This is a genomic window from Pseudomonas sp. S3_A03 (genome assembly GCF_054668275.1).
The window spans coordinates 3,185,349-3,208,791 of sequence record NZ_CP162753.1 but is presented as its reverse complement, the minus strand read 5'-3'; the positions used below and the strand labels follow the sequence as shown (position 1 = coordinate 3,208,791).

Sequence of the window (23,443 nt, the reverse complement as noted above, 5' to 3'; positions counted from 1 at the left end):
CCATGCGTAACTTCTCTGAGCTTGTCGAGCAAACCCTGGATCGTACGCGCGAAGCAACCCTCGGCGTATTGGGAATCAGCGATGGAGGTCTGCGGCGTCATTTGCACCAGAGCCTGTGCAACGAACTAGGTGCCGATGGCTGCATGCTGGCCCCGCCCGTGTTCGAGCATACTTTTGGCTGGCACGAAGCCAACCTGCAGCTGCAGGATCTGCAAGCAGAGAAGCTTCTCAGCGCTGAGCTACTTGAAACTCTGGCGACGGCGCCTGCTTATGTTTTTCCAAAAACAGCGCGGCCCTACGTCCATCAGGTGCAGGCTTGGCGTTCACTCCTCAATGAGAAACCTCGTTCGGCAATCGTTACCACGGGCACTGGTTCTGGTAAAACCGAGTGCTTCATGGTGCCAATCCTGGAGGACTTGATTTGTGAATATCAGCGCAGTCAGCAAGCGTTGGTTGGCGTGCGCGCGCTATTTCTCTACCCGCTCAATGCCCTCATCAATTCACAGCAGGAGCGTCTGGACGCCTGGACCCAGCGCTATGGCGATAACATCCGCTTTTGTTTGTATAACGGCAAAACTGCGGAAAAGGCGTCGTCCAAACGCAATGAGCAAAAGCTCAAGCCGAACCAAATCCTCTCTCGCGAATTGCTTCGCCGCGAGCCTGCGCCAATTCTGATGACCAATGCGACCATGTTGGAGTACATGCTGGTCCGTCAGGTTGACAGCCCCATATTGGAGATCTCGCGCGCGAGCCAATCGTTGCGCTGGATCGTCTTGGACGAGGCACATACCTATGTGGGTTCGCAGGCCGCGGAGCTTTCGATGTTGTTGCGTCGGGTGGTGCACGCTTTCGGCCGAAGCCCGGAGCAGCTGCGCTTTGTTGCCACATCTGCAACCATTGCCGGGGCTGAAGCCACCGACCGGCTGCGCCGTTACCTGGCTCGTCTGGCTGGGGTTGCGGAAGAGCAAGTGGATGTCATTGATGGTTCGCGTAAATGGCCCGACTTGCCTGAGGCTGGCAGCCAGCAAACTTTGAGTCTCGCTGGGCTGCAGGCCATGCAGCCTGCAGAGGAGACTTCCAGCGAGCGCTATCAGGCGTTGTGCGCACATCCGATAGCCCGGCAACTGCGCCACGCCGTGGTCAGCTCAGGAAAACCGCTCGGGCTCAATGACCTCGTGGCCGAAGTTGCCGATCAGCTCGAGAGCAAGGAGCGCGTTGGGCAGCAGCGTGAAGTGTTGCAGTGGCTGGATGTGCTGACTGGTACACGGCCGGCTGCCAAGCAGCCTCCCTTTCTCAAGTTACGTATCCACATGTACCAGCGCATGCTGCACGGGCTCTGGTCATGTATCGATCCGCAATGCAGCAGCAAGTCCGAGCATCTGCGTGACTGGCCTTTCGGCAACGTATATGTGTCGCAAAAGACAAGATGCGCATGCGAGGCCCCTGTCTACGAGATAGGCTTCTGCGAGGAGTGCAAGGCGCCGCACCTCTTGGCTGAGGACCGGAATGGAGAGCTGTTGCAGCCGCGGGCTTACGCTGGCGACGAGTTTGCGCTGAACGACGATGACGCTGGCGCTGATGATGGCGACGCAGGTGGTACTGGCCCTTCGAAACGAGTACGAACTGCTGCGCAACGCGTTGTAATTGCTGGGGGTAGTACGCTTGCCAAGCCGTTTCACCGCCAGCCGCTGGATCTTGTCAGCCTTAAACTGGGGACGGTCAATGCTCAGCGACCTTTGTCCATCGCGTTTGCGCTGGAAGGGCGTGAGCCAAAGGGCGGCGAGCCGGAACATTTCTCCTGCTGCAGCGTTTGCGAACACGCAAAGTCGGGCACCAGTCGTTTTCTGCGAGGCGCCTATCTAGGCGCCCCGTTCTATGTGGCTAACGCCGTCCCCACCTTACTGGAGTTTTGCCCGGATCCGGAAAAAGCTGACTCGGAGGGGCGCTCCCCTGAAGAGCTGCCGGGCCGTGGTCGTAAGCTGATTACCTTTACCGACAGCCGCCAAGGCACAGCGCGCATGGCGGTACGCATGCAGCAGGAAGCAGAGCGTTCGCGGCTGCGCGGCCTGGTGTTCGAGACCTTGAGAAACGCCCAGGCGAAAGCTGATGCACAGCCGCAGGACGTGCCAACTGCCACCGCGGAAGAGTTGCTGACTAAAGCTATCGAGCTTGAAGGTTTCGGTTTGGCTGCCGCGGCTGTGGACCTTCGGCAAATGGCTGCAAAGATGCAAAGCGGCGTTGCTGCGGCGTCATCTTCCGTTTCCCTGACGTGGTCTCAAATTATTCATGAGTTGGCTTCCGCCAAGGATATCGACCCTTTCATCATCAAGTACAATCGCCACGCCAACCCGGCATTGTTCGATGGCCATGAGGGCGGCCTGACCATGGCGCGGCTGTTGATGAGCCGTGAGTTTTCCAGAAGGCCGAAGTATCAGAACAGTTCCGAGACCCTGGGCCTTATCAAAGTGGGCTATACGGGCTTGGAAAAGGTCGCCACTACGCCATCACACTGGACGACTACGCAGGCTTACGCTGCCACTGGTCAGACCGAGGCGCCCCGCACTGCCTTGACCCTGCAAGACTGGCGCGACTTTCTGCATGTGGCGCTGGACTTCTTTGTGAGGGAAAACACGTTCATTCCCATGGAAAACAAGCTGCGTCGCTGGATGGGCAGTCGGCTCAGTCCGAAGTCACTCTATGCACCCACCAGTGATGTGCAGGAAAGCAGCAACATCAAGAAATGGCCACAGGTCAAATTGCACAGCGCACACAGGCTAGTCAAATTACTGGAAGCCGCTACGGGACTGGACCGTCGCCACCCTGGCGATGCCGATACGATGAGCTGCTGGTTGGAGGGTACATGGGCTGCGTTGGTGGGAGCGCAGATTCTTGAAGGCTCCGACACCGGCCACCGGTTGAAATTGGAAACTCTCAACTTTTCACTACCCACCAACGCCTGGCTTTGCCCTGTTACCCATAGGCTGCTGGAAACTACGTTCCGGGGGCTCACCCCTTACTTACCACGAACCATGGGTACGCGTAGTTATCGCTGCACGCGGGTCGACATGCCAAGGTTCGCTATGTTGGGCGCCGGCGCCAGTGCTCAGTCGAAGCAACAGCAAGTTCGCAAGCTAGTCAACGCCGACGCCACCGTTGCTGACTTGCGTGAGCAAGGACTATGGAGCGACATTTGCGATCGCACGCTGGAGGGCGGTTTCTACTACCGCGTTGCCGAGCACTCAGCGCAACAGCCAGCTGAATTATTGGACAAATATGTCGAATGGTTCAAACGTGGCGATATCAATGTGCTGAACTGTTCGACCACCATGGAAATGGGTGTGGACATTGGCGGTATCTCAGCAGTGGTGATGAATAACCTCCCGCCTCATCCCGCCAATTACCTGCAGCGAGCTGGTCGAGCTGGCCGTCGCGACGAAGCGCGAGCCATTGCCTACACCCTGTGCAAAGCCGACCCGCATAACCAGCGTGCATTTGCCAATCCCAAATGGCCTTTCGTGACCGCAATTCCTGCACCGGCAATTACCTTGAGTTCGACCCGCATCGTGCAGCGCCATGTCAACTCACTACTGCTGGGCATTTTTCTGCGAGCACACAGCAGCGCCGACGGCGATCGCACCAAACTGACCTTGCATTGGTTTTTCGGCACAGACGACTCGCCCTGCCAAATCATGGCGGGCTGGCTGCGGGCATGCCCGGAGGAGTTCACCCAGGCCGTTCGACATCTCGTGGCGGGTACGAGCCTCGCTGGGCGGGCAATGATCTATGTGGTGGAGAGCACGCTAGGCGCGCTCAAGGCTTTGGAGCATCGCTGGCTGGACGAATACCGCAACCTCAACGAAAAAATTCAAGGCGCCAAGGACGAGGCCTACAAGCGTGCGCTCACTCTCGAGAAGCAGCGCCATGAAGGTGAGTACTTGTTACGTGACCTCGCTTCGCGGGCCTTCCTGCCAGGTTATGGCTTCCCGACCGATGTGGTCACGCTCAAGACCTACAACATCGAGGACTTCGTGCAAAAGCGCAACGAGAAAAAGGAAAGCCGCGAGGACAGTTTGGCCAGCAGTCGGGAAATGCCATCTCGCGGGTTGAACATCGCTATTCGCGAATACGCACCAGGCGCGCAAATCGTAATCGATGGACGAGTGTTCCGCTCGGCCGGAATAAGCCTGCAATGGCATGCTAACGGCGAGATCAACGAGGCACAGAAATTCGATCTGGCCTGGCGCTGCCCGGAGTGCGGGAACAGCGGCATGATCGAAAACGCTTATGCCAACAGTGACAACGTGCGCTGCACCTACTGCAGTACCTTGATATCGGCCGATCTACGTCGCCGCGTGCTGCGTCCCGCGGGTTTCGTAACCGATTTTTATGAAGAAACCACCAATGACGTCAGCTCACAGAAATTCATCCGCGTTGAGGACCCACGTATCCAGCTGAGTGGGGAGAGCTGTGCATTACCCGATCCTCGTTGCGGATTCTTCCACTTCGGTCACGACGGCACCGTATTCCACCATTCCTCTGGCGAGCACGAGCAAGGGTATGCCGTGTGTCTGAGTTGCGGGCGGGCAGGGTCAATGCTTCCGGGAGCGGAGGTGCCGCCTGGTTTGCGCGCTGATCAAATGCATCGACCGGTCGGCGGTCTGGCGGGCAGTCGCAAGGACAAGGATTGCTCCGGCGCGGCGGTCACTCACCACGTACATCTCGGCTACCAAATTCATACCGACGTACTTGAGCTTTATCTGCGTAATCCATTGACCGGCCACTGGTTGCCCGACTCGGCTGATGGCCGCGTCATCGCCTCGACTCTGGGCGCAGCGCTGCGAGATGTTATCGCAGATCAACTGGGAATCGTCAGTACGGAAATGGGTTTCAGCCATCGAGTCGATCGCGACCGCGAAAGCCGTCAGGGCAGAGCCGTGATTCAACTGTACGACGAGGTCAGCGGCGGCGCAGGCTTTGTTCTTGAGGGGCTCAACGACATTACCAGCCTGCTGAAAAAAGCCATGCAGCGCCTTCATTGCCCTGCCGATTGCGAAACGGTGTGCTCGCATTGCCTCGCCGGCCAGGACAGCCGAGTCGAACGGGAGGAGCTTGATCGGCGTCTTGCCCTACAGTGGCTGCAGGATGCCGCCTTGATCGACCATCTAGGTCTGCCCTCTGTGTTCGATCCAATCCCCGGCGCGCGCTATTGCCCGGTCGGGCCCTTGCGCTATCTTGCCAGTGCACTCAACAGCCATGAGCAGGGCGCCGCCCCCGCTCGGTTGCTGCTGTGTCTGCAGGGCGATCCACAGGAATGGGACTTGGATAACCCGCGTTTCAGGCAGCAGGTACTCACTTGGGCAATTTCCGATGGGCTCAAAGTGACCTTGGGCATAGCTGTGGACTGTGCGCTGCACTCCGACCAGAAAAGCGTACTGCTGCAACTGGCGCGAATGGGCATAGACCTTGCCGTACTGCCCAGAAGCGACGTGCCAACTCGTTCGCTTCTGCTTGCTCAGCTGGAGACTTGCAACCTTTGCCACAGCGTCTACGCGAGCGGACAGTCCGCAGCACTACCGGGGGCCGGTTGGCTGAGCGGCCAAGGCGACATCACCTGGGTTGCTACCAGCGCGGAGTCAGCAATACAAGGGCAGCCCCTCAGCACCAGCAGATGGCAGAGCGACAACCAGGCGGCACGCATCGTTGAAGTCACCGCTGAACTTGATGGGCCGGTCAACACGTTGAGCAAGCGTCTGGCCGTCTTGATTGAAGACAAAATGCCAGAGCTGGCGCAGTTGCTGGCAAGCGATCACGCGATGAGCATCAGCTACTCCGATCGTTACCTTAAATCGCCATGGTCGTTGATGTTGTTTACTGGTTTTCTGAAGTTGTTCGAGGGGCCGGAGCTCAAGACTATCTCTTTGGCCACTCTGGCCGTCGGTAATGGCCCAGCCAGCACGTTGATGCACCATGATTGGCAACGAGCCGAGGATCAGAAGGCGCTCATGGTTGATTGGTTGTCAGAGCTGGTCGGTATCGAACCCCAACTTACCTTGGAGCGTAATAGCCGTGACGTGCTGCACGGCAGAGCCTTGACGGTTACATGGCAATCGGGACGGGTCAGCCAGATTCTATTTGATCAGGGCATGGGCTATTGGCGGCCACGCATGCCTTACCGCGATGAGCTGGAGTTTGATTTCCAGGCGCCTGCGCAGCGGCAGATGGATGATATGAGCGAGAAGTATTCTCGGGCGCAAATGCAACAAGGTGGGGAGTGGCCGACCTTTATGAGCTGGAAGAATAACGTCTAGGAGGGGGCGTCACCTGAGTCTGGGGTGGCGTTCTAGTTATTGGGGCTATGGGTGGAAAAGATTATCTGTCAGGCGTATTGATCCAGTCGGCTATCGCCCGGCGAAGAGCGTTTTTTGGAATCTCTGGAAAATCATGAATAGTAGCTCTGTAAGTGGGAACCATCTATACCTCGCCCTCCGAGCCCAAGGGAAAGTTTTCGTGGACGTGCAGGCCCTTGAGGACTCGATCTTAAATGGCGAGGCGGGGTCATCGCTGTATCAGCTCATGGCGATTTTACCAGGAGCGCGAATAATTGCTGCGTAAACCTGCTTCTCATGGATGATGCTTGTTGAGCTCAGTCTCTATCAGGATTCGAGATCGAAGTGTAGCCGACGGCTTTTGCTAACTACGATCATCCCTGATTTTAAGGTACGTAGGAGCGACACCCAGTTGCGCTCAGGTGTTTGGGCTGCAACGTCGGCTCAGCCGAGTGATTCGTCAAAGTAATCGCTGTCGAGCCTGGGCACCTTGTAAAGCTGCGAGCTGATGCCCACCTCGTGGTCGAGCATCAGATTGACCAGGCGTTTGCCGTCGACCAGCACCAGCCCCTCGACCGAGCGCGCGAAGTCAACGGCCTGCGCGGTGAAGCCGGAAGTGGTGATGAATACACCGCGTTTGGCTTTCTGCCCGGCCAGAGCGCCATAGAACGCCTGCAAATCGGGGCGGCCGACGGTGTTCTGCCAGCGCTTGGCCTGCACATAGACTTTCTCCAGCCCTAGCGCGTCGAGTGAGATCACGCCGTCAATGCCACCGTCGCCACTACCGCCGACTTGCTGCAGCGCCTGACGGTTCGCGCCGTAGCCCAAGCTGTGCAAAACGTCGAGAACAATGTGCTCGAAGCGCGTCGGGCTCGCTTGCAGCAGGCTGTCCAGCAGGTCGCCCGCGACGCTGGTACGCAGCTCAAGGATGGCTTGGTTCAAGCGCTCCTGCGGGCTGCTAGTGGCGAGGTCGGTTTTGGCAATTGACGTCGAAGTGTCGTTGTTTTCATCCAATGAGGCCGCATCCGGTGCTGTCTTCAGCTTCACGCTCATGAAGTTCACGGCTAGATGCTCGACCTGCTCTGCGCTCAACGGGGCCGGGTTGGCCTGGGCGAAGATGCGGCCGGTGTCGGTCAGCTGCCAGTAGCCACGCTTGGCGCTGCTGGAATAGCCGGCGCGCTTGAGGCGGTCATGCGCCCAACCGGAGCGGTTCTTGTAAGTTGCCTGGCCGCTGGCGATGGTCTCCTGCCTCTGTGCCTCGCTAAGGCCTAATGTCTGTGCGGCCGCTTCGTGGGTTTCACCCGCCGTAGCGCCATCCGGGTGGGCCGCGAGAAAATGCAGAATCGGCTCGATGAACTTGTCGTAGGTCGGGACAGACATGGTTCGTTTTCTTCCTGATGTAAGGGCTTAGCTTAGCTGAGCGGCCTTGCGACCACGCCTGGCTTTGGGCGCGGTGGCGCGTTGGGCCTTGATGCGCACCAATAGCACGCTGGCTGGTTCGTCGTTCGGGGCCTGGGGCTCTAGTTCGCCACGGAACGCCTTGGCTAGGATGCTTTGGGTCAGGCGGTCGATACGGTTTTGGGCCGAAGCGACCTTTGCTTCCAGTTGATCAGCTATGGCGAAGAGCTGTTCAACGCGGCTGACGATTTCGTTCTGCTCAGGAAGTGGAGGCATAGTGAATATCAGTGACTTAATCTCTTCACTGTTGATATTGTTGACGCCACTTGTAGATCTTGCAGTCATTTCGACGATCTGTCGAACTGCAGGTGATTTAAGCCAGTAGTTAATATATCCAGCAATGGCTTTTTCAGCGTTCGGACGTACGCGAATCAAGTAGCCAGCAAAAAGTAATCCTTCTTCTCTAGAGACCTACTACTGCTGATTTTCCGACTAGCTCGACACTGCCATTAGAACGAATTAGTAGAATATCCCCTTTTTTTAGGGATAATTTATTGGTTTCGGCTGGGGAAAAGTTTGAAGATTTTAGGTCGTTAAGTCTTATGCCGTTGTCGCCAATATTAGGGATCCGCAGTACACCTGTTTCTCCTCCATTGTAATCACATTTTTGAGCGGTCCCATACCTTAGGTCACTCACTACGGTGGAAAACTTTACTAGCTGCCATCCTGGTGGCAGATCAGAGCCGTCTATGTTTTTCGTCAATCGTCCTGAAACTGCTGCAGCCAATACCGATTGGCGGAAGCGCTTGAGCAGCGCAGGAATAGCATCGATGCGGGCTTTCAGGGTGTCGACTTGAGTAAGCAGTTTGTCGAGCTTGGCGGCGATGCGGGTTTGTTCTGCGAGCGGCGGCAGATGCATACGAACATTTCTCAGCGCCTGCTGAGAAATGTTGCGCATCGACAATTGATTTCCCGTTGCCGAGCTTTCGATTTCCTTCCGGCCAAACTGTGAGCGCAGGCAGACCAGTAGCCACGGTTTTGCCTCGTCGGGAAGCACAAGGCGTAATACCTTGTCACTAAGATAGAGATTCTTCGAGATTTTCTTAACAATTACGCAGGAGCCAACTAATTCAAGCGTATTGGCTCGCGAGATCAGGAAATCACCGAGTTGAATTTTTTCCTCCGGTTTGAGATGCGATGAGTCGAACAGTGTCTTGCTTTCCTGCTCATCAAACTCTCCCCAAGTAACTGCACTGATCTTCACAAGCCCATTTTCCAATCCTTGCGGCGGTCGCTCGTCACACTTGACACTTTTACCCGTCTCGATGCGCTCGACAAGATCCCCGAGTGTGCAAGCAGCCCAGCCAGCCGGCAGTTCCCTAATCATTCTCCCGTCTCCACCGCCAACCCCATCACCTCAGCCATCAACTGCTTCTGCGCCATCACCTCATCCCCCGCCCCCAAAGCCTTCATCAGCTCTTCCAGCTCACGCAGTGCCTCGGTCAGTTCAGCCATGGCCTCACCCGCCAGCACTTCCGGGGCGGGCAGATCGGCGGCATCCAAGCTGCTTTCGTCCTTCAGCCAGCTGAGATCCAGCGAGTCACCACGTTCATTGCGAATGTAATCGCGGGTAAAACAGCGGAAGCGGCTAGTCTCACCAATACCCTCGACGTTCTCGGCGCGTGGGCTTTCTCCGTCGGGGGTGTCGCCATAGGCGTCCTCGAACGGTTTGAGGTGCGTAGAGCCGAAGGGAGTACGCTTGCCGAAGCTAGGCATATTGCTGCGCAGGTCATAGATCCACACGCGCTTGGTGCAACCTTCCTCCTGGCGTGGGTTTTCCATGGTGCCCTTCTGAAAGAACAGTACGTTGGTCTTCACGCCCTGGGCATAGAAGATGCCGGTTGGCAGACGCAGGATGGTGTGCAGGTTGCACTTGTTCATCAGGTCGCGGCGTACATCAGTGCCGACGCCGGCCTCAAATAGCACGTTGTCCGGCAACACCACAGCGGCGCGGCCACCGGGCTTGAGGCCACGGTAGATGTGTTGGAGAAAGGCCAACTGCTTGTTACTGGTGCGGTACGTAAGGTCATCACGAGTCGGGCCACCGCCACCCTTGGCAGTGCCGAACGGTGGGTTGGAGAGGATGACGTCGACCTTGGGCAAGTTAGCTCCGGTCTGACCTAGTGCGTTACCCAGATGTACCACGCCTTCTTCGTCGCCTTCCATGCCATGCAGCAGTGTGTTCATTAGCGCCAGACGACGAGTGCCGGGCACCAGTTCTACGCCAACAAAGGCGCGATTGCGCTGGAATGCCTGGGCTCTGGCGTCGAGGTCGTAGTAATCGTCGGTTTGACTTTTGATATAGGCGTCAGCAGCGATCAAAAAGCCCGCAGTACCGGCGGCCGGGTCTTGTATGGTCTCGCCCGGCTGCGGCTTGATGCAGCGGATGATGCTGTCGATCAGCGAGCGCGGGGTGAAGTACTGGCCGGCGCCGGACTTGGTCTCGCTGGCGTTCTTTTCCAGCAGGCCTTCATAAAGATCGCCGAGGCCGTCTTGGCGGGCGCTGAACCAGTCGATACCGTCGAGGCTCTTGATCAACTGCTCGAGGTGGCGCGGTTCCTTGAGGCGAGTCTGGGCGTCGGCGTAGATGGCGGCAATCAGCGGGTCAGGGTTTTTGCCAAGGTCCAGCAGCATCTGCCGGTAGTGATCGAGCAGGTTAACGCCGGACTTGCCAGCCAGGTCTGGCCAGCGCGCGCCTTCGGGCAGCTTGTGGCCGAAGCTGTCGTTGTTTTGCACCTGTTCGAATTCCATCTTGATGAACAGCAGCAGCACGAGCTCGGTGACGTAGTCGCTGTAGTTGATGCCATCGTCGCGCAGGACGTCGCAAAGGTTCCAGAGTTTTTGGACGATATCGGAGTTGGTCATGTGGTACCTGTGGCGAAGTGTTTAAAGCACCAGATCGCGCTGGCGCAAAGAAATGATTGTCTGGGCTCAGTCGTCTGAGGAGCGTTGTTCGGCCTTTAGCGCTCGGCCCGTCGCAGTAAGGCGATAGCGTTGCTTGCTGCTGTTGGGCTTGTCTGGAATGGTCATCTCGACAACGCCAAGCCTCAGTAGTGGGGTCAAAACCTGCTCGCGGAACTTGCTGCGGTTGCTGCGCCCGACGAAGGTCATTAGCTCTGGCGCAGTGTGATCGCCTGTCATCTTGCGCAGCAGCGTTATCTGCTCTTGCTGCAAAGACAGGCGAGTTTCGGCTTGTTCTTCTTCGACAGCGGACTCAGTCCCTACTTGGTCCCTACTTGGTCCCGACTTAGTCCCTACTTGGTCCCCACTTGGGCCCGAAAGAGGCCCTTTTTCAACGGCGCGCTGAATCACCACCTTGAACTGATTACTTTGCCGGTCGTCCTCCAGCCGGATCATTGGCCAAGCATCGATAGCGCGCGGGATGCCGGTGCCCAAACCGCGATAGGGGAGAATGTGCACAGCATGGGAGGTGAGCGTCGGGTTACGACGGTTGGACAGGCCGAATCGAATTTTCTCGGTATCGAGCACGTCAGGCAGGTGCCCGGGGCTGATCAGTTCGATGCGATCGGCGAAGATCATGATCCGGATGGAGGCGCTGACAAAGTAATCGCGGTGGATCAGGGCATTGACCAGCAGTTCTTCAAACACCTCCTCCGGCACTTCCAGTTGGCCGAGGGTATTGAAGCCCTGCTGGCGCTGCACGTGGTGTAGGTTGCGCTTTATGAAGGCAAGGCTGCGTCGGTACTGCTCCTGCAGATTACCGTCGATATCTTCGCTGTCTAGATAGTGGCGGTCATGCAGAACCGTGCCCGGAAACGCCACGGCCTTGATATCGAACGCCGGGCACAGGCGTTGTGGCGCCTGGCCGAAGAGCAGCAAACCGGCCAAATTGGGTGTGTCGCCACTGGCGAGGCCAAGATTTTCCAGGATGCGGGTGGTTTCCAAACCTGTCTGTTCGGGGCTTTGCCGAAAGCGTCTTTGAAAGTACTCGCCGAGCGCCTTGGCATCGATATCCGCCACGCTGCTGCCCGCGACCGGTACCGCATCGGCGCACACCAGCCCGGCCTGCTGGAACAAACGCTGCAGTTCTTCACGGGCCGTGACCCGACGCTTGTCGGCGCCGTTCTTTACCCAGATGCGACCCTGGTTGTCGACGTAGGGTTTATTCAGCCCTTGTTCGACTGTCACCACCATGACCAGCCCGTGCTCGGTCTGAAGGTTGCTGGACAATGGATTGATCGCCGGACGGACATTTTGTGAGGCCGCGTTGGAGAGCAGTTGATTGAGTCGCGAAATGTCGGCGCTACTCAACCCGCTCACCGTGCCGGAGTCGTCTACGCCAATCAGCAAGTAGCCACCGCACGTATTGGCAAACGCCACCAACTCGGCTGCCAAGGCATCGATATTGCTGAAATCGCGCTTGAACTGATGGCGGCTGTCTTCACCACGGGCAAGGATCTGATGAAGCTCAGCAGGGGTCATGAGGCATCTCTAAGTAGCGCGGCGATAAGTCGTAGTGCCGGGGCATTATCCCTTATGAACGAGCACGCTGGCCAATCCGGCGTTCCAGATCGGTCTCATCCCGTTTGTGCCCAAAGGTTGTCATTCAGGGCATCCAGCACCACGCCCAGGTTGCCGCCGAGCATTTTGTCCAGCCGCGTGCTGCCGCCATCGTTCTTGAACGCTTCACCAATCTGTTTCTTGTCAATAACGACTTCGTGAACCAGCTGCTTAGCCAGGCGATCCAGCCACTTACGCTGGACTTGAGTCCAAGGCTGCAAGGTGTAAATCGTCCCCATTGCCTTGGTTACGCGCTGCTCGAATGGCAGCAGCGCCTCTCCGAGGGCAGCGCGGCGGATGAAGCCGACGATACTGGCAGCGATTTCCTGGTTCGTCTGGTTGCGCCAGGCGCTTTGCAGGTTCACCTCACTGTAGCCATGCCCGTCGAGCAGCAGGCGTACTTCGCGCAATTGTTCACGGGTCAGGTCTTGCGGGCGGTTGACCACTACGCCGAGGGCCACTGACTGGTTCAACTGATTCTTAATGAAGTCGTTGAAGCTTTCCAGATAGTCCGCGGGCTTTTGGTAATCGCCGTAGTTCTGCTCACGGACCATCAGTTCGTCCGTGTGAGTGGAGATCACCGGGTAGTTCAGCGATCCCAGCAGGGCATTAACCGTGGCGAGCTGATCGAGCAGTTGGGCATGCTGTTGGATGAACTGGGCAGCTTGCTGTGGGCCGAGCTGGTGCAGGTGCTGATGCAGTTTGTCCGGGGCTACACCCCAGGTGTTCTCCAGTTCGGCGAGCTTGGCCTTTAGGGTTGGCTTTTGCTCGGCCTTATGGCTGGCCTTGCGCAGAATACGCATAACCCGCTGGCTGAGCTGGTCCAGGACGTCGTGGGCATGGCTAGTGTCTGGCTGGCTACCAGGAGCATCGAGGCTGGCTGGGTTGGTTAGCTCGCTGACCAGTTGTTCGAGGCTGATGCTTGGGTCTTTCACTAGCGGCTTCATTGTATCTACTGGTTCGAGGGCAGCGTACAGGTCAACTGGGTCGTAGATCTTAAATACCGTCTTGCCGATTTCATCGCAGCGGCGAGTCGCGCGGCCCTTCATCTGTTCGTAGAGGATGCGCGAACGCACCCGGCGCATGAACACCAAGTGGCAAATGCGCGGTACGTCGATACCGGTGGTCAACAGGTCAACCGTGATGGCAATGCTCGGGTAGCGCTCGTTCTTGTACTGGCGGATCAGTTGTTTGACCTTGTCACTTTGCCCGGTGATGATCTGTACAGCCGCCTGGTTGTAATCTTCGCCGTGAACGTCCTTGAAGGTTTCGTCGAGGAGGTTTTTGACCCGCTCGGCATGGGCTTGGTTAACGCAGAAGATCATCGTTTTTTCGTCGCCCGACGGGTCGAGTTCGTGTGCCAGTTGCTCGCAGATGACCCTGTCGAAGCCGGGCGTAATCACGCGGCGATTGAAGGACTCGATTTCGAAGTCGAGTTCGTCCTCGAGCTCGGCGACATCTACTTCGCCGGTGCTCGTATCGATGACGCTGACACTCTCGCCCTTGGCAAAGTGGATGCCATTCTGGCTCAGCAGGGTTTGGTAGCGGATTGGAGGTTCGTGATCAATCAGCCAGTCGTCAGCAACGGCCTCACGGTAGCTGTAGGTGTATATCGGAGCCCCGAAGACCTCGCTGGTGTGCTTGGCTGGGGTAGCGGTGAGCCCGACGCGGCAGGCGTCGAAATAGTCGAGCACGCGACGATACTGCGATAGATACTGGTTGAAGTCGCGCACTGCCAGCTCGCCTTCAGTCATTTCCTGATCGAGGGTGTAACCGCGGTGGGCTTCGTCGACGATGATGCAGTCGAAGGCATCGATGGGGGGCGGAGTGTCCGACTGGAAGATGCGCTTGACCATGGCCTGCACAGTGGCGACCTGAACCCGTGTTTCAGCTTCGGCAGCCATGTCACCTAGTTCTTTGACATCGTAGATCTGCGCCAGCGTGTGGTTCTGTTCCAGCGTCGCCTCATTGAAGGCTTCGATGGCCTGTTCCCCCAAGGCGCTGCGATCGACCAGGAAAAGAATACGGCGAAAGCGCTCGGCCTTCAGCAGGCGGTACATCAAGCCAATGATAGTGCGCGTTTTACCGGTTCCGGTCGCCATGGCCAGCAGACAGTTGCGGCGATTTGCGGCTAGGGCCTGTTCGACGGCGCGGATGGCGTTTTCCTGATAGTCACGCAGCTTGAGATAGGCGAAGCCTTCTTGCTGTAGTTTCGCCTCGGCGTCCTCACGGCTGCGTTTGAGCAGGTCGAGTAGGCCGCCCGGCGTGTGGAAGTCCTGCAGCGGCCGGCGCAGGTTGGCCGGGCTGCGCAAGTCACGAAACCAGATGCCAGAAAGCTCGGCGAGCTGCTTAATGAAGGGCCGGCCATTGCAGGCAAAGGCAAACGGGACTTTGAAGTGGCCGCCCTGGCCATCCGCCCAGCCCGTGTTCTGCCCGGCCGGTTGCAGATTATCGGTAACGATCAGTTGGCGTGAATAGCGCTCGGCTTGGGGAATGCGGTCCGCTATGTTGACGCGCTTGCGCTTGGCTTCGACGATGGCGACTGGGATTAGGCCGGCGAACAGCACGTAATCAGCGTTTTCTTTCGGCTTGCTGGTTGGCCATTCGGCGATGGCCTTGTTCTTGCCCTTTTCGGGCCGAGCGCCCTTGCTGTAGGTAAGATCGAGCGAATCGGCTTCCCAGCCGGTATCGTTCAACTGTTGATCGATGAGAATACGGGTGAGGTCTTCATTGAGGTCGAACTGGCTGCTTGCCTGCTGAGTTTTACGCGTGACCTGCTGGGCAGCTTGCGGCTGATCTTCAAGCTGTTGTTGCAGCACTTTCAGCCGTGCCTCGAAATCGACTCGGGCCTTCGATAGTTCTGCCTCGCGTTCAAGGGCAATCTGCTCGTAGACGCGAGCTTCCTCGTTCATCTGCCCAACAAGACTGGCTTGCTCATGCTTTTCTTGCGCCAGTAGCTCGGCTAATTGGTGGTTGTTCTCCAATTGCTGGCGACTGTCGCCCAGCTCTGCGCGAAGTTTTTCGATCTGCCCCTGCAGCTCACGTAGAGGCTCACTCGGATCGGCCGGAACCATGAAAGGCCCAGGTTTGAAGGTGCTACCGCCCGTGCCAAATGACTGGTGATACCAGATCGCCAAGGCGCGTGCGACCCTCAGTCCGTCCAGTGCCTCACGATGCTGGGTGCGGAATTCGTGGGTAGCCTTATTGCCTTCGATGCGCAGCGTATGGAGCAGGTTGCGGATGTTGCCGTCGAGCTGGATTTCACGGCTTAGGCGGAATAGCAGATCAGCTTGGGAAGTAGTGGCGTCGAACTCAATGCCTGCTCTTACCGCCAGATCCTGGGCGAGCGCTTCGCCCAACTGGCGCAGTTTGATCAGCGTCGTGTTGGGGTCGCTGGAAAATACTCGCTCGGCCGCATTGGCAAGTTGGAAAAAAACCGGATCGTGTTCTTTGAAAAAGGCGAAGTTGCTGTTCTCTGCCATGTTCCATCCCTTGAGTTCGTCACCAGCCATCCCGAGAATGGTGGCGCTATAAGGGCATAATGCCAGACGAAGCGTGGTGCGTGTATAACCATATGCCGTCGGTCCAGCGTGATCAGCTACTGGCCGAGGGCGAGACGTTACGCTTGTATGCGGCGCGATTTGCGCATAACCGGGCTGACTTTAAAAGTCATGATTTCCTCAGCACTGAGGAGGTTGCTAATAGGCGCGTCGACGCCGTGATTTTCCGAGGCGGTGGCGAATACCGATGGTTAGGAACGGGAGCTCCACTCAACGCTTAAAAACCCATGGCCTTTCCAGGCGTCGTGCGAGCAGTTGGACAGTAAGCAAATAGTAATACTGTGTTGCCTCACTGCGGCCGGTGAGGGAATGTTCAAGAAACCAAACCAAATGCTTTCGCTGCCAGGCCCAAGGAGTTGAACGCTGCCAGCGTTTTGCGATTTCAGATTGGATGATTCTTGCCTGCCGCAAATGCCGGTGCCGCGTCGCATGCGACCCTGTCAGCACGGCACTCAAAAACAACTCCATATCAAACGCCTTAGTCATACCCTGCCCCCTATGTAGGCAGCGACCACCTCAATCCGTCCATGCCCCAGCTCATTGCTGATCTGCATGCGAGCCTCAAGATCTAGGCGCCGGTCTATGGCGTAGCACTGACCACCATTTACAGGCGCATGGTGATGTGTGATCTGTTCATAGCGCTCACATGCAAACGCCGCCCGAAGTTCGTGAAAGCCTTTGAGGTCGTGTGCTTTCAGGACCTCTCTCGCTGGCCGGGCTATTTCCTGCAGAACGTTCAGATAGCTCTCGTTTGGAGCAATCAGGTTGCGGCTATCCGCGGGGGATACTTGCAATGCAAATCTAAGTGCGCCACGAATATGGTCATCCACCTTAATCCAGCGGGGTGCAGATGCACCGGCGCGGCCGCCTTTGGTGCCATCCTGGATATTGATTTTGCCGTAGAGCGCGGCTTCACGGCTCAGCCGTGACAGGTCAGCCAGGATGGCCTCGCGCAAACGCATCCCCGTGGCTCGCGTCAACTGAACTATCGCTGCTGCCCGCATCTGATCACGGCTACAAAGCGTCTCGACGATCTGCTGTATCTGTTCGCGGTCTTGGCCTTGCGGCACCGATTGACGGACCCCGGTGCGCTGCATACCTAACGCCTTGCTCGGACTTGGCAATTTCACGTATTGATCACCGCGAAGCGCTGCCATGGTTCTGTTAACGCTGGATAGCCGGTTTTGTGCAGTGCTGATTGCTAGGTCTCCGTGCTCAACCAGGCCGCGAAGGTATGCGGCATAGTCCGACAACACCTGGCGATCAATCTGCCGCGCATCATTGACCCCGGGCCCCGCTTCAGACCGATACCACTTCACGAATGCCAACCACCGATCAGAGTGCGCCTTGACCGTGCCGTAGTGGCCTCCGCCGAACATGTCTTTCAGCGCCTGCGGCCCTGCGTAGCTCAATTGCCTGCCGTAGCCAAAATTGCGGCCTTCTCGCCTGCCTACTAATACCATTTCGGTTCCCTCGCCTAATTCACCAGGTCTTCGTCCCACGTCATCCCGCCAAGAATGCTGAGTGTTATCAGGGATCAAGGCCCCTGCGGCCTGTGGGATGTCCACTTACGCGGGACTGGCGGCTCCTTACGGCCGAGAGCTTGGGCATCTCATGATCTGGCCCCCCTGAGCACCGAAACCGGTGGGCGGGTGGAGGCTGCGTTGGGTGACGAAACCATCGCCGCGAGATCCTGAGTCGGTTGAAGGCAACGACGCGATGACAGGGGCGTGCCTGGCTGTCAGCCAGGCGCAGTCCAGTTAAGGTCTGCGGCGCCATCATCTACATCGTTGTTGTAGGTGGCTTCGGCGTTTGTCACGCCGATTGTCACGAGGAGGATTGTGGCAAAGCCACGTATTACCTTGCCGGCAGCGGTGGTATGTGCGCCCGTCTCTTTCCTTAGAAAGAGACGGGCAAAGGGATGGCGCATATGAAATGGCGATGCGAATGGGTTGCTACAAGGCAGCAAGAGGGTAGGGTGGTTGCCGCATGGGCAACGAAGTGAAGTGGGCATCCATCACGAGGGTAGTGACCGTACGAGCTGCCGGACGCGAATCGTACTTAGGTTGAGCCACCGCGTTAGCGGCATGACCTTGAAGGCTCTGGCCATCTGGGGTGCTGCCAACGGCAGCGTTTGGAAGCTTCGTTTTAATGGCGATGGGGGTATGGGTCAATGGCGAAACGCGCCTGGAATTGCGCCAATTGAAAGCGTTGGCGTGGAGTGGAAATCGGTGGCATTCAGTAGCGGCGCGGCCGCTCGTCGCTTTTATAGTGTTAGCCCCTGGGTATGGGGATGCGAAGCCTCCCCATACCCAGGGGCTGGGCCGGAGAAGCTTAGAGCAAAGTGAGTTGGCCACTGCCGCCGGTGAGTCTGACGGCGCGTTTTCTGCCACCGATGCCGCAGCGCTACCGGATCGGCACCACGATGCGATCACGCGTCACGTTGATCGCGGTTGCCAAAAGGTTGCCCGTCGCCGCTTTCTGAATGTATTCACTCCACCACGCCATCATCGGCCGTCGGCGCTCGATATAATCCGCACGGTTGTACGCACTGCGCACTTCATCCTTGTCCACATGCGCCAGCGCGACCTCGATCAACTCGGGGTCCCAGCCATGCTCGTTAAGAATGGTGCTGGCCATCGAGCGCAGACCGTGGCTGACCAGGCGGTCTTGGAAGCCCATCCTCTTGAGCGCCATATTCGCGGTCTGGCTATTGGCGTGGGTGCGGGGATTGCGGTCAGAGGGAAATACATATTCACGATTGCCGCTGTGCGGCCTAACCGTGGCAAGCAGTGCGAGCGCCTGCTCGGTGAGGGGGACCGCGTGGGGGCGGCGCTTCTTCATGCGCTCGGCGGGGATCACCCATAACGCTTTATCGAAGTCGATATCGACCCATCGAGTGGTGGCCGCTTCGGCGGGGCGGGTCATGGTGTGCAGTTGCCATTCGAGCAGGCAGCGGGTGATGCGCTTAATACTGGCGTTGGCGATTTCCATCATAAGCTCGGGAAGCTCTTCGGGCGGAAGCGCGGCCATGTTTTCTTTCTTGGGCTTTTTGAACACTGCGCGAATGCCACTGAGCGGGTTGGCGAAGATCAGCCCGGAGTTAACGCCGTAGGTCATGATCTCGTTGAGCCGCTGGGTCAAGCGTTTCACCGTTTCCAAGCTGCCTTTGGCTTCGAGCGGGCGAAGCAGCTCGATCACCATCGGGGCAGTGATTTTCACCAGTGGCGTGATTCTCATACTCGGCAGCACGTGCAGCGTGAGCGAGCGCCAAATATCTTCGGCGTAGGCCGGGGTGACCGAGTCTTTTTTGAGCTCGAACCAGGCGAGAGCGACGTTCTCGAAGGTGTGTTCAGTTTCGGCTCGCCTGGTTTCATTTAGCATGTTGCGCTGCACTTTGGGGTCGATGCCTTGCGCGAGCAGTTCGCGCGCTTCGACAGCCTTCTTTCGTGCATTCGCTAGTGACAGCTCGGGGTAGGTCCCGAAGCCCATGTTGATGCGTTTTTTGGTCACCGGTTCGCGGTAATTGAAATTCCACAGCAACGAGCCGTTGCTGCGTACGCGGAGCTGCAAACCGTCGCCGTCGGTGAGGACGTAATCCTTGGACGCCGGTTTGACTCCCTTGAGTTGTCGGTCGGAGAGACGGAGGGCTGGAGCAGGCATGAGATCTACCTCAGGCGCTGTTTGGGTATTCCAGAGATTAACCCCGGAGGGGCTGGAATACCACTTGGAATACCTGAACGGTCAGAACTCGGCGGATGCCAAAAAACCTAAGAAGCGCTGAAACCCTTGATTTCACTAAGTTTCAGGCACAAAAAAAGACGTCCGTGGACGTCTTTAGATGATGAAGTGGTGGAGCCGGGGGGATTTGAACCCCCGTCCGCCAGTACTCCGCTGTCGGTACTACATGCTTAGCCGTGTCTATTAAGTTAACCCTCAGCGACCCGACTGGCAGGGTGCTTTGGGCGAGTTGTGTAAGTTTTAGCCGCTTCGTCCACAACGTACTGCACGGCGATTCTGTTCTATATGACAATCACTTTGGGTTTACAGACATCCCCTGGTGATTGCTGGACCCGAAGGTACCAGAAGCTCAGGTCTAAGGCTGCTTACGCAGCGATAGCGAATTCCTGGCCGTAGTTTTCGTCATTGGCAACTATAAGTAGTTGCAACAGTGGATTTACGAGTTCTGTTACCAACTCGGCATGCACCTAAAGTTTCGCGACCGGCGTCGAATCCTAAACGGCCCCGTGCTTGTAACTCGTTGTTTCCAGTGAGTGACAAGCCTGTGCAGTGTACGCCAAATGCTCACGGAAGGCCAACCCGTAGGTTGGCCCATCGTTTACTGACCGCCTTTCTCGTTGTTCTGCAAATCTTGCAGGGCTTTGGACGTGATCTCGATGCACTTCTTGTCGTCACCGGCGGCGTGGGCGGCTTTGGCCTGGGAGACGGCGGTGTCGATTTCGCCGCTTTTGCCCGTGGTGTCGGTCGCGAGCAGCGCCTTGCCGTTGTTGATTTTATCCAGGTTGATCTTGCACAGATCGGGCTCGCCCGCCGCGAAAACAGGGGAGGCCAGCATTGCCGCGGTAATGAACAAGCCAGCAAGAGCGGAACGCTTCATAGGGTATCTCCTTGCGCAAAAGGGCTCGACGCTGCTGGCGTTCAAGTGCTGCCAGCGACATCACTGATGGGCCTCGTTCGCCGAGGCCTATGCAGATGACTGCGCCGGAGCGCAGGGGTTCTGTTTTTTTGCAGGATTAGTGGAGGGCGCGGGCCTGGGTAACGCGGTCCACGAGGTATACCAACCCGTGGTAGTCGATGCCGCCATGTTGGCTCAGGCCGATCTCGCAGGTGCGGCTGGTGGAGATACCTTCGCTGCAATGTTGCACCGCGTCTTTGAGGGAGCGCAGCGAGTGGGCGTTGAGTTCCGGCGTGGTGAAGCCTTTGTCACCGGCAAAGCCACAGCAGTGGATGCCTTCCGGGATCACTACGGTTTTAGCGCAGCGCCGGGCCAGGTCGATCAATGCCTGGCTCTCGCCAAGGTGCTGGGTGCTGCAGGTGACGTGCACGGCGATTGGCGCATCCTGAGGTGTGAAATCAAGGCGGTCGATCAGGTGCGTGCGGATAAAACGCACGGGGTCGTAGAGGTCCAGCCGCGTTTCGCCGAGGTCTTGCACCAGGCGCAGGGTGCAGGGGCTGGTGTCGCAATAGATGGGGTCAAGGCCACCACGGCTGGCGTGGAGCAGGGCGCCGATCAGTTCCTGGCGTTTGTGTTCGGCCTGTTCGGTGTAGCCTTTGGAGGCGAACGGCTGGCCGCAGCACAAGCTGTCCTGGTTGTCGGGAAGTACCACCTGGTAACCGGCTTTTTCCAGCAGGCCACGAGTTTTGTCGTACAGCGACATTTGCTCTTTATCATCGGCAGCCGGGCCCATGGCACGTGACACGCAAGCCGCGAGGTAGACCACGCGAGGGCGTTCGTCCATCACCGGCGGGCTGAAGCGAATGGCTTTTTCCGGCTGAGGCATGGCGTTGGTCCACTGCGGGATTTGCCCGTTGGACAGTTTGGTCACCTTAGCCGATAGCTTCGCCAGGCGAGGTGCGCCCAGCAGCATGCGTGCGCCATTAGCCACGTGCAGGGTAAAGCGTGCTCCCTGCAATGCGGTGGCGAAATGGGTGGCAAGCCATTCGGCCGTTTTCGTACGGTCGGCGTTACGGCTGCGCAACTTTTTCACCAGATCGCCGGTATTTATTCCCACAGGACAGCGTTGGGCACACAGCCCGGTAGCCGCGCAGGTGTCGATGCCTTGATAGTGGTAGGCCTCTTCCAGTTTTGCGGTATCGATGCCGGCGCGTTTCTTCGCCTGGATATCACGCCAGATCACGATGCGCTGGCGCGGGCTCAAGGTCAGCCCCTTGGATGGGCAGACCGGCTCGCAGAACCCGCACTCGATGCATTTGTCCACCAGTTCATCGGCGGCAGGCAGCGGTTTGAGGTGCTTGAGGTGAATCTGCGGGTCTTCGCTGAGCACCACATCCGGGTTGAGGATGCCGCTGGGGTCGAGCAGGCGCTTGAGCTGCCACATCAACTGGTAAGCCTCGCTGCCCCATTCCAACTCCACGAAAGGCGCCATATTGCGGCCGGTGCCGTGCTCGGCTTTCAATGAGCCGCCGAACTCCACGGCTACCAACTGTGCGACGTCGTCCATGAACGCTTGATAGCGTGCGACTTCTTGCGCGCTGTTGAAGCCTTGGGTGAACACGAAGTGCAGATTGCCTTCCAGGGCGTGTCCGAAAAGGATGGCTTCGTCGTAGTGATGTTTGTCGAACAGCTCGATCAAACGGTTCACGCCGATGGCCAGTTGTTCGACCGGGAAGGTCACGTCTTCGATAATTACCGTGGTGCCGGTTTTGCGCACCGCGCCGACGGCGGGGAAGGTGTCTTTGCGGATTGCCCACAGCCGCGCGTTTTCTGTGGAGTCTTCGGTGAAATCGACCTGTTTCTCAACCGGAAAAACGGCCAGGGACGCCATGATCAGCGCCAGTTGTTCGTGCAGCAGGGAGGGCGACGCAGCGCGGGACTCGATGAGCAGGGCGCAGGCATTTTCCGAAAGGTGCTGTACGAAAGGCGGCATGCCCGGTTTGTCCTGCACCGAGCGCATGCTGCGTCGATCCAATAATTCTACGGCTGAGACTGGTTGGGTTTTCAGAACGGTCACTGCGTTGCAGCAGGTTTCAACGTCCGGAAACACGATTAATGCCGACGCCTTGTTCGGGTGATCGACCACAGTGTCGTAGGTGATGGCGCTGATAAACCCCAAGGTCCCTTCGGAACCTACCAGCAGATGGCTGAGAATATCCAGCGGCTCGTCAAAATCGACCAGGGCGTTGAGTGACAGGCCGGTGGTATTTTTCAGGCGATATTTGTGGCGGATTTTCGCAGCCAGTTCGGCATTTGCCCGCGTCTCGCGCCCCAATGTCGCCAGGCGCTCAAGCAGAGCGCCGTGCTGTTCGCGAAAGGCACTGACGCTGGCCGCGTCTTCGGTGTCCAGGCGACTGCCGTCGGCCAGCACCAGGCGGATGCCGGCGAGGGTGTGATAGGTGTTTTGAGCGGTACCACAACACATGCCGCTGGCATTGTTGGCGGCGATTCCGCCGATCTTGCAGGCATTGATCGACGCCGGGTCCGGCCCGATCTTGCGCCCGAACGGTGCCAGCCACGCATTGGCCTGGGCGCCGATCACGCCGGGCTGCAAGCGGATCTGCGTGCCTTGCCCGCGAATTTCGCGGCCGTTCCAGTTATCCCCCAGCACGATCAGCACCGAGTCGCTTATCGCTTGCCCGGACAGGCTGGTGCCGGCTGCGCGAAAAGTCACCGGCACGCGGTCGCGCTGGGCCAGTTGCAGCAGAGCGACCACTTCGTCTTCCGACTCCACGCGGATAACCAGTTGTGGGATCAGTCGGTAAAAGCTGGCGTCTGTGCCGAATGCGAGGGTGGAAAGCGGGTCGTCAAAGCACCGCTGTTTCGGAATCAGCTGTGCGACGTCAGCAAGGAAAGCGGCAGGCAGGCTCATGGGTCCTCCA

Annotated in this window: 12 protein-coding genes and 1 other RNA gene; 1 reads left to right on the top strand and 12 read right to left on the bottom strand. The window is 58.0% G+C overall.

Annotation, left to right across the window (positions count from 1 at the left end):
* Nucleotides 1–2 precede the first annotated feature (2 nt).
* Nucleotides 3–6,308 carry a DEAD/DEAH box helicase gene (locus tag AB4O25_RS14595; protein WP_460149700.1) on the top strand — a complete coding sequence of 2,102 codons (6,306 nt, stop codon included), beginning with the start codon at nucleotides 3–5 and terminating at the stop codon, nucleotides 6,306–6,308.
* Between the two features lie 462 nt (nucleotides 6,309–6,770).
* Here AB4O25_RS14595 and AB4O25_RS14590 read toward each other — a convergent pair whose 3' ends face one another.
* The 12 genes from AB4O25_RS14590 to AB4O25_RS14535 form a co-directional block, all read right to left on the bottom strand.
* A complete protein-coding gene (locus AB4O25_RS14590) occupies nucleotides 6,771–7,706 on the bottom strand; it encodes a restriction endonuclease (protein WP_460149698.1) in 936 nt (311 codons plus the stop codon).
* A gap of 27 nt (nucleotides 7,707–7,733) precedes the next feature.
* A complete protein-coding gene (locus AB4O25_RS14585; RefSeq protein WP_460149697.1) occupies nucleotides 7,734–8,159 on the bottom strand; it encodes a restriction endonuclease subunit S in 426 nt (141 codons plus the stop codon).
* Between the two features lie 28 nt (nucleotides 8,160–8,187).
* Nucleotides 8,188–9,111: a restriction endonuclease subunit S gene (locus tag AB4O25_RS14580; RefSeq protein WP_460149696.1), complete on the bottom strand. Its 924-nt coding sequence runs from the start codon at nucleotides 9,109–9,111 to the stop codon at nucleotides 8,188–8,190.
* Complete coding sequence (locus AB4O25_RS14575; protein WP_460149694.1) at nucleotides 9,108–10,649, bottom strand: class I SAM-dependent DNA methyltransferase; 1,542 nt, start codon at nucleotides 10,647–10,649, stop codon at nucleotides 9,108–9,110. The genes AB4O25_RS14580 and AB4O25_RS14575 overlap by 4 nt, the downstream gene beginning before the upstream one ends.
* A gap of 66 nt (nucleotides 10,650–10,715) precedes the next feature.
* Complete coding sequence (locus tag AB4O25_RS14570; RefSeq protein WP_460149693.1) at nucleotides 10,716–12,227, bottom strand: RNA-binding domain-containing protein; 1,512 nt, start codon at nucleotides 12,225–12,227, stop codon at nucleotides 10,716–10,718.
* Between the two features lie 95 nt (nucleotides 12,228–12,322).
* On the bottom strand, nucleotides 12,323–15,787 hold the full coding sequence (hsdR, locus tag AB4O25_RS14565) for a type I restriction-modification system endonuclease (protein WP_460149691.1): 3,465 nt from the start codon (nucleotides 15,785–15,787) through the stop codon (nucleotides 12,323–12,325).
* 288 nt (nucleotides 15,788–16,075) lie between these two features.
* Nucleotides 16,076–16,351, bottom strand: coding sequence for a hypothetical protein (locus AB4O25_RS14560; RefSeq protein ID WP_336347146.1), 276 nt, complete (start codon nucleotides 16,349–16,351; stop codon nucleotides 16,076–16,078).
* A complete protein-coding gene (locus AB4O25_RS14555; protein ID WP_460149690.1) occupies nucleotides 16,348–17,328 on the bottom strand; it encodes an integrase domain-containing protein in 981 nt (326 codons plus the stop codon). The genes AB4O25_RS14560 and AB4O25_RS14555 overlap by 4 nt, the downstream gene beginning before the upstream one ends.
* Before the next feature lie 943 nt (nucleotides 17,329–18,271).
* Nucleotides 18,272–19,528, bottom strand: a complete 1,257-nt coding sequence (locus AB4O25_RS14550) for an integrase domain-containing protein (protein WP_460149689.1) — start codon at nucleotides 19,526–19,528, stop codon at nucleotides 18,272–18,274.
* 187 nt (nucleotides 19,529–19,715) lie between these two features.
* Nucleotides 19,716–20,112, bottom strand: a transfer-messenger RNA (tmRNA) gene (gene ssrA, locus AB4O25_RS14545).
* A gap of 92 nt (nucleotides 20,113–20,204) precedes the next feature.
* Nucleotides 20,205–20,483, bottom strand: a complete 279-nt coding sequence (locus AB4O25_RS14540) for a hypothetical protein (protein ID WP_017528811.1) — start codon at nucleotides 20,481–20,483, stop codon at nucleotides 20,205–20,207.
* A gap of 136 nt (nucleotides 20,484–20,619) precedes the next feature.
* Nucleotides 20,620–23,433 (bottom strand): FAD-binding and (Fe-S)-binding domain-containing protein, encoded by a 2,814-nt coding sequence (locus AB4O25_RS14535; RefSeq protein ID WP_460149688.1) that lies wholly within the window; start codon nucleotides 23,431–23,433, stop codon nucleotides 20,620–20,622.
* Nucleotides 23,434–23,443: the final 10 nt, after the last annotated feature.

Coding starts and splice junctions, on each gene's coding strand:
- AB4O25_RS14560 (WP_336347146.1), bottom strand. CDS start 16,351: ATGACTAAGGCGTTTGATATGGAGTTGTTTTTGAGTGCCGTGCTGACA.
- AB4O25_RS14580 (WP_460149696.1), bottom strand. CDS start 9,111: ATGATTAGGGAACTGCCGGCTGGCTGGGCTGCTTGCACACTCGGGGAT.
- AB4O25_RS14575 (WP_460149694.1), bottom strand. CDS start 10,649: ATGACCAACTCCGATATCGTCCAAAAACTCTGGAACCTTTGCGACGTC.
- AB4O25_RS14535 (WP_460149688.1), bottom strand. CDS start 23,433: ATGAGCCTGCCTGCCGCTTTCCTTGCTGACGTCGCACAGCTGATTCCG.
- AB4O25_RS14555 (WP_460149690.1), bottom strand. CDS start 17,328: ATGGTATTAGTAGGCAGGCGAGAAGGCCGCAATTTTGGCTACGGCAGG.
- AB4O25_RS14570 (WP_460149693.1), bottom strand. CDS start 12,227: ATGACCCCTGCTGAGCTTCATCAGATCCTTGCCCGTGGTGAAGACAGC.
- AB4O25_RS14590 (WP_460149698.1), bottom strand. CDS start 7,706: ATGTCTGTCCCGACCTACGACAAGTTCATCGAGCCGATTCTGCATTTT.
- AB4O25_RS14550 (WP_460149689.1), bottom strand. CDS start 19,528: ATGCCTGCTCCAGCCCTCCGTCTCTCCGACCGACAACTCAAGGGAGTC.
- hsdR (WP_460149691.1), bottom strand. CDS start 15,787: ATGGCAGAGAACAGCAACTTCGCCTTTTTCAAAGAACACGATCCGGTT.
- AB4O25_RS14595 (WP_460149700.1), top strand. CDS start 3: ATGCGTAACTTCTCTGAGCTTGTCGAGCAAACCCTGGATCGTACGCGC.
- AB4O25_RS14540 (WP_017528811.1), bottom strand. CDS start 20,483: ATGAAGCGTTCCGCTCTTGCTGGCTTGTTCATTACCGCGGCAATGCTG.